This is a genomic window from Altibacter lentus, from assembly GCF_000746845.1.
In the GTDB taxonomy this organism is placed as follows: Bacteria; Bacteroidota; Bacteroidia; order Flavobacteriales; family Flavobacteriaceae; genus Altibacter; species Altibacter lentus.
Map to the genome: position 1 here is coordinate 1747463 of NZ_KN050846.1, position 13739 is coordinate 1761201.

9 protein-coding genes are annotated in these 13739 nt (G+C 43.0%); 5 read left to right on the forward strand and 4 right to left on the reverse strand.

Translation table 11 applies throughout. The features are described from left to right. Window positions 1-3: 3 nt before the first annotated feature. Window positions 4-2982: a SusC/RagA family TonB-linked outer membrane protein gene (locus JS40_RS08090; protein ID WP_034259740.1), complete on the reverse strand. Its 2979-nt coding sequence runs from the start codon at window positions 2980-2982 to the stop codon at window positions 4-6. Between the two features lie 180 nt (window positions 2983-3162). Here JS40_RS08090 and aspS point away from each other — a divergent pair, with 180 nt between their 5' ends. The 4 genes from aspS (at window position 3163) to JS40_RS08110 (ending at window position 7297) form a co-directional block, all read left to right on the forward strand. After that, a complete protein-coding gene (gene aspS, locus JS40_RS08095) occupies window positions 3163-4917 on the forward strand; it encodes an aspartate--tRNA ligase (protein ID WP_034259742.1) in 1755 nt (584 codons plus the stop codon). A gap of 39 nt (window positions 4918-4956) precedes the next feature. Further along, window positions 4957-6753 (forward strand): chloride channel protein, encoded by a 1797-nt coding sequence (locus JS40_RS08100; RefSeq protein ID WP_034262264.1) that lies wholly within the window; start codon window positions 4957-4959, stop codon window positions 6751-6753. A gap of 6 nt (window positions 6754-6759) precedes the next feature. Next, the gene (locus JS40_RS08105; protein ID WP_034259744.1) at window positions 6760-7005 is read left to right on the forward strand and encodes a hypothetical protein; all 246 of its coding nucleotides are present in this window, start codon (window positions 6760-6762) and stop codon (window positions 7003-7005) included. 94 nt (window positions 7006-7099) lie between these two features. Continuing rightward, window positions 7100-7297: a cold-shock protein gene (locus JS40_RS08110; protein WP_034259745.1), complete on the forward strand. Its 198-nt coding sequence runs from the start codon at window positions 7100-7102 to the stop codon at window positions 7295-7297. 54 nt (window positions 7298-7351) lie between these two features. Here the strand turns inward: JS40_RS08110 and JS40_RS08115 are convergent, their stop codons facing one another. Beyond that, a complete protein-coding gene (locus JS40_RS08115; RefSeq protein ID WP_034259746.1) occupies window positions 7352-7807 on the reverse strand; it encodes a nucleoside deaminase in 456 nt (151 codons plus the stop codon). A gap of 52 nt (window positions 7808-7859) precedes the next feature. On the opposite strand from JS40_RS08115, the gene JS40_RS08120 reads away from it, so the two are divergent. Continuing rightward, window positions 7860-9638: a 1-deoxy-D-xylulose-5-phosphate synthase gene (locus JS40_RS08120; protein WP_034259748.1), complete on the forward strand. Its 1779-nt coding sequence runs from the start codon at window positions 7860-7862 to the stop codon at window positions 9636-9638. A 43-nt stretch (window positions 9639-9681) separates the two neighbouring features. Here JS40_RS08120 and JS40_RS08125 read toward each other — a convergent pair whose 3' ends face one another. After that, a complete protein-coding gene (locus JS40_RS08125) occupies window positions 9682-12276 on the reverse strand; it encodes a T9SS-dependent M36 family metallopeptidase (RefSeq protein WP_034259750.1) in 2595 nt (864 codons plus the stop codon). Window positions 12277-12392: 116 nt separating this feature from the next. Continuing rightward, the gene (gene dgt / locus JS40_RS08130; protein ID WP_034262267.1) at window positions 12393-13730 is read right to left on the reverse strand and encodes a dGTP triphosphohydrolase; all 1338 of its coding nucleotides are present in this window, start codon (window positions 13728-13730) and stop codon (window positions 12393-12395) included. Between the last annotated feature and the right edge of the window lie 9 nt (window positions 13731-13739).

The window sequence follows — 13739 nt, forward strand, 5'->3', positions numbered from 1 at the left end:
AGATTAAAAGTCAACTTTTAGGTGAAACAAGTAACGTTTTGAGGATGGAAACGGAGTCACCTCTACCCCAGTGGATAATCCATTGGAACCAAAGTTAGAAACCTCCGGGTCATAACTGTTATAATCAAAAATATTGATCACGTTATTTCCCGAGAACCCAATTTTTATGTTGGATACATAACCATTGAATGTTGATTCCAGTACTTTGTTTGAAAACGTATAGAAAAGACCAATCTCCCGTAAACGCAAATAAGACGCATCTTCTACGAACGGTGTTGCAAAACCTCCTCTAAATGCTGAAATACGAAAGTCTCCGTTGTTAAGTTGTCCTGAAGGGTCTAAGGTAAAATCATCATAGTCCGGACTTGTCTGCCCAAAATCTGTCAATAAGTTGGTAAGGTTGATGTTATCACCGCCTTTTTTCCAGTGCCATAGGAAAGACAGGTCAAAGTTTTTGTACCTAAACGAGTTATTAAAGGTCATTTGAAAATCGGGCTCGGCATCACCAAGAACCACTAGTTCTCCATCGGCATTGTTTCCTACAATTTGAGTGGCACTAGCGCCTTCTTCAATTCTGAAAGTTCCCAGTCCCGTTCCAAAACCTCCTAAGTTGAATGGATCTACATCCAATCGAGTGATCTCGGAAGTATTCTTATAGAACAATATTCCCGTATTCCATTCGAATGCATCTCCTTGGAACACATCGGCATTGAATCCTATCTCAAAACCTCGGTTCTCTAAATTCCCCGCGTTGGCAAATCTTGAAACGAATCCTGAAGAAGATTCATTGTTGGCCAATAAAATAAGGTCATCGACATTTTTATTGTAGTACGTGAATTCCAGATTTACTCTGTTCCCAAACAATCCGGTATCAAAACCAAATTCCAATTCCTTTTGTCTTTCGGGAGAGATCGTTGGGTCTCCTAAAGTCCCCGGAACTACGATTCCCGGTATACCATCGATCAAAGAGCTCACATAAGCAGTAAATAAGGCTCCGTTTGGTGCAAAATTTCCTGCTTCACCATAAGCCGCTCGGATTTTAAACTGGTTCCATGGGGAGCCATCATTCCAAAAACCGAAATTATGAAAATTAACAGCAAGAGATCCTTTTGGATAATAAAATAGTTCATTGGCGTCCCCGTTATTAGAGGATTTATCTCCTCGAACCCCGACAGTTGCTATAAATTTATCTTGAAAATTCACTTCTTCCTGCACAAAGAAACCGGCATCTTCTTGCTCTTGTCTAAACTGGGCAACTGAAATATTTGCTGCTTGATCCAGGTTTGTTTCTGAAGCTAGAAGGTTGGTGGCAATATTACGAACGGTATTTACACTAAACGTTTGCTTTGTTAAACCAGCTTGCGTTGTGAAATTCAATTCATTATCGGTAAAATAATTGTGTACCAAGAATGCCGAATAGTTGGCGTCTTTGTTCTCAGTAGTTGTAAGAGCGCTTACTCCATTCAAACCACCGTTGGATGGCTTTTGAAACTGAAGTTCCTTGGGAAATATCGCTGTATTGACCAATTCGTAATAATCCACCCCTGCTCTAAGCTGAAGTTTCAAGTTAGAATTATCGGCTCTGTAAATATCAAAATCTAAAGTCCCTCCCGTAATAAAACGATTGACGTCTTCTCTGTTGGTCACAAGGTCTCTTGTTTGTAAAGGGTTAGAACCCCCGTACGGGTTGTCGGGATAATTTCCGTTTTCATCAGGAAACAATTGCGCCCAAGGCGGCGTAGACGTTAATGCAACCCCAATGGTGGTCCCTGTGTTATCGTTATTAAAGAATCCTCGGTCTGCCGTAGAGTTGATGTAGTTACTATTTACGGAAAGTTTTGCCCGATCTTTAAAGAAGGTATGTTCTAGATTCAACCGAATGGACTTTCGGTCGTATCCCGTATTCTTTACGATACCTGCTTCTTCATTATTAGAGAAAGCAGCATAGAACAAAGTATTATCTGATCCTCCGGAAATATTCACGGTAGAATTGGATATAAATCCATCCTCTCCGTATATTTCTTTCTCATAATCTGTCAAGGTTCCGTTCGCTTGGGCTGCTAAGAACAATGCTCCTTGGCCTTCACCAAAGCTGTTTTCTGCTATTTCCGCAGTAAAATTCCGCTGTCCTTTCAAATTAATGATTCTGTTAAAACCAACTTCCTGGGAAAAAGAAACCTTTGTTTCTCCTCTTTTCCCTTTTTTGGTTGTAATGATAACCACCCCGGCGGCAGCACGAGAACCGTAAATTGCCGCAGCTGAAGCTCCTTTTAGGATCTCAATGTTTGCAATATCGTCAGGGTTGATGTCTGCAATACGGTTGGAAGGGTTGTCTTGGCTGGACGCATTCCCTCCGGAAGCCGCTTGAGACACAAAATTTAATCCTGCCGCAGAGACACTGCTATTGTTAACATACACTCCATCTACAATATATAATGGTTGAGAATTTCCGTTAATGGAGGTGACCCCTCTTAGTTTAACCGAAATTCCCCCTCCAGGAGCTCCCGAACTTTTCGTTACCAAAGCTCCGGCGAATTTTCCGGCCAGGGCTCCATCGAGTGTTTGTGGCGGTGTTCTTCCTGCTAATTCTTCGGCTGAAATCGAAGCAACAGCATTGGCTGCGTTGGATCGTTTAACCGATGTTGCAAGTCCCGTAATCACCACCTCTTCCAATGATTCCGCAGATTCAGAAATGGTAACACTGATTGGAGTGGTACTTGACACAGACTGTTCTACGGTTTCAAAGCCAATAGATGAAAAGATAAGCGTCGTGGGCAAATTGTTCACAGCGAGTGTGAAATTTCCATCCATGTCAGTAGTCGTTCCATTGGTGGTTCCTTTCTCAATGACATTAACAAAGGGAACAGTCTTACCGCCGGGTTCTTTTACACTCCCGCTTAAAGTGGTCTGTGCGAACACCCAACACGGAAAAATTAAAAGAACAAACAGGAGCATCCTGCTGTTTGAGTTTTTTTGTTTCATAATTATAAGTTTTTGATTGTTCCTACCAAGGTAGTGAAGATTTAATCATTTTTTAACGTAGTGAGAAATATTAACAAACAGTTTCTTAACAAAATCTTGCGGCTGAGCATAGTAAAGTTTAAAAAATAGTGCGAATTGCTCTTTAATCTTCCTAAATTTGCACCTAATTTTTACAAAACAATGTATAGAACGCACAGCAACGGCGAATTAAACGCCTCGCATATAAATACACAGGTCACCCTTGCCGGTTGGGTGCAGAAAATTAGAAATAAAGGTTTTATGATCTGGGTAGATCTTAGAGATCGGTACGGTATCACACAACTTATCTTCGATGAGGAACGTACCTCAAAAGAGGTTATGGAAATTGCTTCGCAACTGGGCAGAGAATTTGTGATTCAAATCGATGGGACCGTGATCGAACGAGAGTCCAAGAACCCCAATATGCCTACCGGCGATATAGAGATCCTTGTCAAGAATATTACAGTACTTAATAAGTCCCTAACACCGCCTTTTACAATTGAAAATGAAACCGATGGTGGAGAAGATCTTCGAATGAAGTACCGCTATTTGGACATCCGAAGAAAACCTGTGCGTGAAAATCTTGTGTTTCGGCATAAAGTGACCATGGCAGTTAGAAATTACCTGTCTGAAAAGAATTTTGTGGAAGTAGAGACCCCTTACCTCATTAAATCCACCCCCGAAGGAGCCCGCGATTTCGTAGTTCCCTCTCGTATGAACGAAGGGCAGTTCTATGCCTTACCTCAATCCCCACAAACCTTTAAGCAGTTGCTTATGGTGGGAGGAATGGATAAGTATTTTCAAATCGTAAAATGTTTTCGGGATGAGGACCTACGTGCCGACCGTCAGCCGGAATTCACTCAGATAGACTGTGAAATGGCTTTTGTTGAGCAGGAAGACATCTTAAATACCTTCGAAGGACTTACACGCCATTTACTCAAGGAGATCAACGGTGTAGGTGTTTCAGAATTTCCAAGAATGACCTACGATGAGGCCATGCGAAAATATGGAAATGATAAACCGGACATTCGCTTCGGTATGGAGTTTGGCGAATTGAATGCTGCTACACAGCACAAGGATTTCAATGTCTTCAACCAAGCAGAACTGGTCGTTGGAATCGCCGTTCCGGGAGGAAACAGCTTTACCCGAAAAGAGATCGATGCCCTTATCGATTGGGTAAAACGCCCGCAAATAGGCGCCATGGGGATGGTGTATTGTCGCTATAACGAAGATGGAAGCTTTAAGTCTTCTGTCGATAAATTTTACGATCAAGAGGATCTGCAAAGATGGGCAGCGATCACAGGCGCGAAGCCCGGAGATCTTATTTGTGTGCTTTCTGGCGAGGCGCATAAGGTGCGCTCCCAGTTGAGTGCACTGCGAATGGAACTGGCACAGCGGCTAGGCCTTCGTGATCCAAAGGTTTTTGCCCCTTTGTGGGTGGTCGATTTTCCTTTATTGGAATGGGACGAGGAATCACAGCGTTACCACGCTATGCACCATCCATTCACCTCTCCTAAACCCGGACAGCTTGAGTTATTGGAAACCGATCCGGGAGCAGTAAAGGCGAATGCTTACGATCTAGTATTAAACGGAAATGAGATTGGAGGAGGTTCTATTCGTATACACGACAAGGAAACTCAATCGCTTATGTTCGATTACTTAGGATTTACCCCCCAAGAAGCCAAAGCGCAATTTGGATTTTTAATGGATGCTTTTCAGTATGGTGCACCGCCTCACGGAGGAATTGCTTTTGGACTGGACCGGTTGGTGGCAATTTTGGGCGGACAAGAGACGATTCGGGACTTCATTGCGTTTCCGAAGAACAATGCAGGACGTGATGTCATGATCGATGCTCCGGCCCCTATCGATACCGCGCAACTGGAAGAACTTAGTTTACAACTTAAGATAAAAGATTAAATGTATCCTGCTTCGGCAGGATTTTTTAATACCGTAGAAATGTCTGCACAAAGACGAACTTTGCTCACGCGATTCCTTATATGGCGATTGAAAAATATCTCGCACAAGCAGTTCATTCTTATTGTGAGCATATTGGTTGGGTTTCTTTCGGGAATGGGTGCTGTCCTTATAAAAAACGGAACGCATTTTATTCAACTACTTCTTGAGGGTAAACTTATTAAGGAATATCATAGCGCATTCTATTTTATCTTTCCAATTATTGGATTAACACTCACCTATCTCATCCTCACCTACATTATACGCAATAGACCCACCCAGGGTATTCCGGCCACCTTATTCGCCATCGCCAAGAAAAAAGGTATCATGAGACGATTCCAAATGTATGGAAGCTTATTGACAGCTCCTATCACGGTTGGTTTTGGAGGCTCTGTTGGACTGGAGGGACCTACCGTTGCTACGGGAGCCGCATTGAGTTCTAATTTGTCACGCCTGTTACACATGAATCAGGCAACACGCACCTTATTGATAGGATGTGCGGCGGCCGGTGCCATGTCCTCGATCTTTAAAGCACCGATTGCAGCCATCATTTTTGCTATAGAAGTAATCAGCCTGGACCTCACCCTGGTATCCTTGATCCCGCTACTCCTAGCTTCGGTATCTGCAATCATTACTTCCTATTTTTTCTTCGGAAATGATATTCTGCTCCCTTTTAGCATTGAAGATGAATTTTTACTGAAAGACATTCCGCTGTACATCCTCTTAGGAGCGGTAGCAGGATTTGTTTCCATTTATTTTACTGAAACCTATGAGCGCTTTCAGAAATTCTTCGAAAGGATCGGTTCGCCAATAAAACGTTTAATAATTGGAGGCATGGGTATAGGAATTCTCGTGTATTTTATTCCTCCGCTGTACGGAGAAGGTTTCGACGTGATCAATAATTTAGTGCAGGGAAATCCCGAAAAAGCATTAGAGAATAACTTCTTCGATCTGGATCTTACCAATGTATGGGTTATGATCGCGCTCCTGGGCGGACTTGTTGTCTTTAAAGTAATCGCCAGCTCACTCACCTTTGGGGCGGGGGGTGTTGGAGGGATATTTGCACCTACCCTGTTCATGGGGAGCATCATGGGTTATTGTCTCGCCAAAATACTAAATGCCACCAACCTGCTGGCTACCCCTGTTTCTGAAAGCAATTTTACCTTGGTTGGCATGACAGGCCTCATGGCAGGAGTTTTGCACGCACCCTTAACGGCTATTTTCTTAATTGCTGAAGTTACCGGCGGTTACGAACTGTTCCTCCCGTTAATGATCGCAGCGGCAATTTCTTATTCAATAACCAAATACTTTGTGCCGCATTCGGTCTATGCAATGGAATTGGGGCGTAAAGGTGAGTTAATAACACATAATAAAGATCACGCAGTCTTAACCTTGATGAATATCAAATCGGTTGTGGAGCAAAATTTTGCAACACTCTATCCCGACATGACCTTAGGCGAGATCGTACATCAAGCTGTAGTAAAATCGAATCGGAACATTTTTCCGGTAATTCACCCTGACACCGGTGCTCTGGAGGGGATCATCTTACTGGATGACCTGCGCCCTGTAATGTTCGATCAATCCCTTTATAATGAAGTTACAGCCCGACACCTAATGCAGAATCCGCCAGCTATTATTATCTTAGACGAAGACAAAATGACCCACGTAATGAAGAAGTTCCAGGACACAGGCGCTTGGAATCTACCTGTTACTCAAGATGGAAAATACTATGGTTTTGTTTCGAAATCGAAACTATTAACTGTTTACAGACGAAAGTTAATTGACTTTTCAGGAAAATAAATTTACATGAAATATCTCCTCCTTTTTTTAGTTCTAGCCGCTATTGTAACGTGCTGTGCAGGATTTTATATCCGGGATGCAGATCCAAAAACCGGTGAGTTTCTTATTGGGATCTCCATTGCAGTGACCTTTTTTATTACCATGCCCGTATTCATCTACAGACGTTGGAAGCATAGGAATGTAAAAGACTATATGCTCACCAAAGAGAACATAGAGAAGATGCGAAATTACAGCAAGGACAAGAAGCTATAAATCAGTTCGTTTTAAAAAAAATTAAGATTTTCTTAACCTTTGAGGTCATAAAAATAGTACATTTGTTCATTATTAATTTATTTTTTTATTTACAATGGAAGGAACAGTAAAGTTTTTTAACGAGTCAAAAGGTTTCGGGTTTATCACCAACGACGAAACCGGAAAAGACATTTTCGTACACGTAACCGGACTTAATGGCGAAGCCCTTAACGAAGGTGACAAAGTTGAATATGTTGAAGAAGAAGGACGAAAAGGAATGGTTGCCGCAAAGGTGCGCGTGATCCACGACTAAGATATATATCTTAACAACTGACCGAAAAAAGGCCCGCTATACTAGCGGGCCTTTTTAATTTAGATTCCGCTTCTCTACAAAGAAGCGTTTCAGCAATTGTGATGTTTCTTCGGCTAAGATACCTCCTCGCATGGTGGTCTTAGGGTGTAATTTTGTATTAAGGGCGATACAACCGCGTTGCGAATCTCTCGCTCCGTAAATGATGGTCGATATCTGACTCCAAAATAAAGCCCCAGCACACATTTGGCATGGTTCAAGCGTGACATAAAGCGTACAATTTAACAAGTATTTACCTCCTAAAAAATTCGCCGCTGCGGTGATGGCCTGCATCTCGGCATGCGCAGTGACATCGTTAAGAGTTTCTGTTAAATTATGCGCCCTGGCGATAATCTGGTTGTTGATCACCACAACGGCTCCAATAGGCACCTCTCCTTTCTCATACGCAGCTTCAGCTTCTTGCAGTGCGCGCTTCATAAAATAGGTGTCATCGTAAGGTGTAAGTTCGTTCATTCAATTTCCTTAAGCGAAGTAAAAGTACAAAAGCAAAATGTATCTTTGCAAGGTGTCAAAGAAGTTATTAGAAACAATTCAGTTCCCTAAAGAATTGCGCGATCTTCAACCGTCCCAGTTACCTCAACTGGCGAAAGAGCTGCGCGACTTCATAATTAACATAGTGGCCGTTAAAGAAGGGCATTTAGGGGCAAGTTTGGGTGTGGTCGAACTGACCATAGCCTTGCATTATGTATTTAACACGCCTGAAGATATCTTAATATGGGATGTGGGGCATCAAGCCTATGGACACAAGATCCTTACAGGGAGGAAATCCATCTTTCAAACGAATAGACGATGGAATGGCCTTAGTGGTTTTCCTAAACGCACTGAAAGTAAATACGATGCCTTCGGCACCGGACATAGCAGTACCTCTATTTCTGCTGCATTGGGAATGGCCATTGCAGCGCAATTAAAAGGAGATTCAGCCCGGCAGCATATCGCTGTGGTTGGAGATGCTTCCATCACCAGCGGAATGGCATTTGAAGCTTTAAACCATGCCGGTGTTACCAATACCAATCTGTTGGTTATCTTGAACGATAACGCTATTGGGATCGACCCCAGTGTTGGTGCACTCAAAGAGTATCTCACAAAGGTGAACCTCGCTGAAACACCGGACACTGATAATATATTTGAAGCCCTGAAGTTTAAATACTCAGGTCCTGTAGATGGCCATGATCTACCCGCATTGATGCAAACATTGGAAGATCTAAAGAAAGTTCCCGGTCCACGATTACTTCATGTCATCACAAAAAAAGGGAAGGGACTTAAACAAGCTGAAGAAAATCAGGTTACATACCATGCCCCCGGTAAATTTAATGCAGAAACCGGTGAATTGCTGCCAAAGAATAACGAACACGCCCCTCCAAAATTCCAGGATGTTTTCGGAATAACCCTCGTTGAACTGGCACGTTCAAATAACACCATCATTGGAATCACACCAGCCATGCCCACCGGGAGTTCGCTCAAATTAATGATGGAAGCCTACCCTGATCGTGCTTTCGACGTGGGAATCGCCGAACAACATGCCGTAACTTTTGCTGCGGGACTTGCAACGCAAGGATTTAAAGTGTTTTGCAATATCTACTCAACATTTATGCAGCGAGCCTATGACCAGCTAATCCACGACGTATGTCTGCAAGACCTTCCGGTGATCTTTTGTTTGGACAGAGCGGGACTAGTGGGAGAGGACGGAGCCACACATCATGGGATCTTTGATATAGCTTATCTGCGATGTGTGCCTAATCTTATTTTATTTGCGCCTCGTAATGCCATCGATCTTCGGAATATCTTGTACACGGCCCAATTAGGGCTCGATCACCCTATCGCCATCCGTTACCCGCGCGGTCACGGAGATATATTAGAATGGCAGCTGCCATTTGAAGCAATCGCAATAGGAACAGGCGTCACTTTAAAAGAGGGTAATAAGATAGCGGTATTGGCTATTGGTACAATTGCTTCGGAAGTACTAGAAGCCATAGATGCGCTCTCTTCTTCAGAAAAAGAAAAAACAGGAGCTTACGACCTGCGTTTTATCAAACCATTGGATGAACGATTATTGCATTCGGTTTTTCAGAAATATCAAACTATAATTACCGTGGAAGACGGAGTGGTCCATGGAGGCTTCGGAAGCGCTATTGCCGAGTTTGCTGCAAAGAATAAGTATTCCAATACTATGGAAATGTTGGGTATTCCCGATATTTTTCCTGAACACGGTACCGTTTTTCAACTCAAGGAACATGTGGGGATCACTTCCGAAAAAATTATCACATCCCTTAAAGAATATTTATAAAAAAAGAGGCCCGAAAGCCTCTTTTTTCTGAATCTATTTATCCTTATTTGATAATTAATTTCTCGGTTTGCGTTCCGGTTTGACCTTCAATGGTTACCAGATACATTCCTGCGTTCAAACCTTCGGCTTGAATTGTTCCGGTGGTTTGCAATTCCAATTGTTGTGTAAATACCGTACGTCCGTTTAAATCGAAAATGGATACGGTCACATCTCCAGCAGGACGTCGTGAAGCGATATTAATCGTTCCAGTAGAAGGATTTGGATAGAGTACAAAGTTCTTTTGAACGCCTTCTAAATCTTCAATCCCTAAAGAGCATTCTGCAGGAAGATCAAAAGCCTCAACTTGATCTGTACGGTTATTACTGCTGCCTTGACTTGCACTAAAACCACAGCCTCTGCGCGCAAAAGCGTTCCAAATAAGACATTTGTTCGCCCCTCCGTTTGTTATCTCATCGGCTTCTATAATGGCATCCCGTCCATTGACAAACCCGGGGCTACAGTTTTGTAACTTAAGTCCGTCGATCACCAATTGCATGGCAATATTATTTCCTCCGGTTCCATTATAAACATCTGGATCGAAACCATATACATCAATAAGATCCCAAGTCATATCCCATAACATGGTTGCCCAAACAAATCCAATACCATGTGGTTGAGATACATTGTTGTTGGTATCGGCGTAGGTATAGTCATTGATGGCAAAATCTGTGCTATAAGGAGCTTCACGAATTCCGCCTCCTTCTGTACTTTGTCCATTAACATAGGTTCCAATACCTCTAATATCGGTTCCAGCATCCCCCGGCTCCATTGTGAGTACAAGTCCGAAATAATCACTCCATCCTTCTCCCATTTGCTCTTCGTTAAAGAGACATGCAGGATTTGCGGGCCCACCGGTAAGTCGTGTTGAGATCCCGTGTCCATATTCGTGTGCGATGATGCCATTGTCTAAATCCCCATCCAATTGCGGTCCCGGAGGCACGTCTTGAATAGTTCCATTAACGGTTGCAGAAAGTAATTCGGCTATTATCGCATCTCCCACGCTCTTACTTACCATAATGGCCGGAATGGTCACACTGCCTCCTTGGGCACCAGGCCCCATTACAATAGCATCTCCGGGTTCGTTGTTCACTACGATCACAGCTATAGCTCCGGCGGTCTCAGCCGCCAAGGCTTTAAAGCCAAATTCACATCCCCCTCTGCGTATCACAGCGATCTTTCCATTAATTGCTGCGCCATTGGTAATAGTGTCGCAGGCATCGGTTGGATCTGTAGAAGCTCCTGCATCGTCGTCTTCAACAAGAACGAGATCCTGAGTGAGCGGAGCTGCCGGAATCGCCGCCCCAAAATTTGCCGCTACAGCTACATGTCCTCCGGCGAGAGGTCCGTTGTTAATTGTAAGAAGTTCCAGGTAGTTTGAAGCAGACCATAAATACATTTGCATTCTTGGATTGTTTCCTTCTACCGTAATACTGAAATTGGCATTGTTGAGTCCGCCACCATCTTGTGCGTCGGCATTTACAGAGTCGCTACCGGCGCCTCCGTTTCCATAGTTGTTCTCCTGAAAGTTTCCACTAGCTTCATCAAATCCGTATTGATACCAAACATCGTGCATGATGTTGTTCCAATAAAAAAGATTGGTGGTTACTGCATCCAGCATGTTTACCGGAGCTGTATTGAAATCGTAAGGAAAATCGAAATTAAGACCGGCACCGCCGTCTGGCGAGGCTCCGGTGCCGTTATTATTATTTATATCATCCTGAGCCCATACATTATTACCTCGTGTTATGGTATATTCAGCTCCAGGTGCTCCATTCGTATCATGCCATCCAAATGGAGAAGCAACAGCGTTGGAAGGATCTGCCACTAATTGCTCAGATCCATGCGAAGGACTTTCCAAAGGAAGCGGGAACACGCGATATTGTGCTCCTCCCACAGAAAACTCCACATTCGATTCTTTTTTAAACAATATACTTTCAAGAGGTACTGCTACGGGGCTTCCATGACGGTGTGGTGCAGTTCCAAAGTTACAACTTATCACCCAGTCGTTATTTTCCAATACGGTACCCGTAACAGCATCAATTCGCATACTGTAATGGTGGCTCGCATCCAACAGGTAAATCCTTAGATCCCAGGACAATCGCAGGCGCTCGTCATTGGTTTTCTGGTAGACCAAGGTCACCGGAATAGCTTCCAATGAGATACCGCCATTTGAAAACAGATATTCGTTACCATCACGCCCTAGAAGTTCAAGATTTAAAGGATTAGAAAGACCTAAGGCGGCAACTGCTTTTAATATCGCGGCAGCAGGTGAAATGGAAGGGGTAGTAGTATTTACTTTTTGCCGAAGACCGGAAGTAAAATTGACACCCGCATAGATAACCTGACCGTTCTTTATTGCAAAACTAGAAGAGGAATTATACACGGCAATACCGTTGTGCCTTTGTGAAGCATATACATTTTCCAGCTCCATGCTCTTTGAAAAACTGTTAGAAGTAATTTGAACATCTGCTATGTCCTCCGGCTGAAGCTCTAATTGTGCCCTGTTCGCAGTTAAGTAAGAAGTGATTTGGGTTTCGAAATTTTGAGCGACACTAAGGGTTACAACCAGTAACGCCACCACATGTAGTAGTTTTTTCATGCTGATTTTTAAATGATTAAATAAGTCTATTAAAATTTTGTTCTAAAAATACCGTAAAAAATTAAACAACCTAATGTATTGACCAAAATTAACAGTATTCACTTTAAAATTACTTTTCAGGGTTCCCCCTGTATTCGTTTGAATAGCTGTAATGCATTTCCATCGGTAAGACCGGAAATAAAACTACAGCACAACATTAAATACTCATACACCGACTGCAGTGGTTCATGATTCCTTTCGAAAGAACGAACAATTAAAGTATCGTAATGGGTAGCGGTATTGGTATAACTGTTCTCAAAAGCGGTTGTATAAGTATCCAGTAATGAAGTTAGTATCTTATATCCTGCTATTTCCTTTTCGATCACTTCGGGGCTTCGGTAGATCTTCTCGATACTTAACTTCAAGATATCGTCGATCTGTGCTTTGAAGCGGCTCTTCTCTAATAATGATTCGGAAAAATCTCCGGCTAAAATCGCTTCTTCGTTCTCGAGGAAAATTGAAGATGCTTCAGCGATCAAGGTATTGATTGCTAACGACCGAAGGTATGCCAGTCGGTCTGAAGATTGTGTAAGCTGTTGATATTTCTTGGTATTGATATGCTCCTTCACCAAGTTTATAAGATATTCTAAGGCAAATTCTTCTTCTATCCATCCTAAGTTGATCCCGTCCTCAAAATCAATGATGGTGTAACAAATATCATCGGCTGCCTCTACCAAAAAGGTAAGAGGGTGCCTGTTAAAGGAAAGGTGACCGGTATCGCTTCGATTTCCAAGCCCCAGATCGGTTGCAATTTCTTGAAAGAATTCCGCTTCAGACTGAAACACTCCGTATTTCTTATCTGCTATATGTTTAGTTGGTTTTTTGGGTAAGGATTCCTTTGGGTATTTCATAAAGGCTCCCAAGGTGGCAAAAGAAAGCCTCAGACCTCCGGTCACACCGTTCCTTGTCTCGGTCAATATCTTAAATCCGTTGGCATTCCCTTCAAAATCTACAAGATCTTGGTATTGCTTGTCCGTCAATTGATCTTTAAAACGCTTGCCTTTCCCATTCAGAAAATAATTCCCAATGGCTTTTTCGCCGCTGTGTCCGAAGGGCGGATTCCCAATATCGTGTGCCAGCGCTGCAGCTGCCACAATGGCTCCAAAATCGTTAAACTGATGCCCATGCACCGTCTGCAACTGTGGATGTTTCTCCAATATCTTTTTACCAACGGTTCGCCCCAAGGAACGTCCCACCACAGATACTTCCAGACTATGCGTAAGTCTGGTATGCACAAAAGAGGTTTTAGAAAGAGGTATTACCTGCGTTTTGTCCTGTAAGCTTCTAAAGGCCGCCGAAAAGATCACACGGTCATAGTCTACTTCAAAACCCAATCGGGTCTCGTCCTGTTCGATACGCAAGCGTTTATTGGTATCCCCTTGTCGTCGCAGCGACAAGAGTCGTTCCCATTGCATCATAGATTT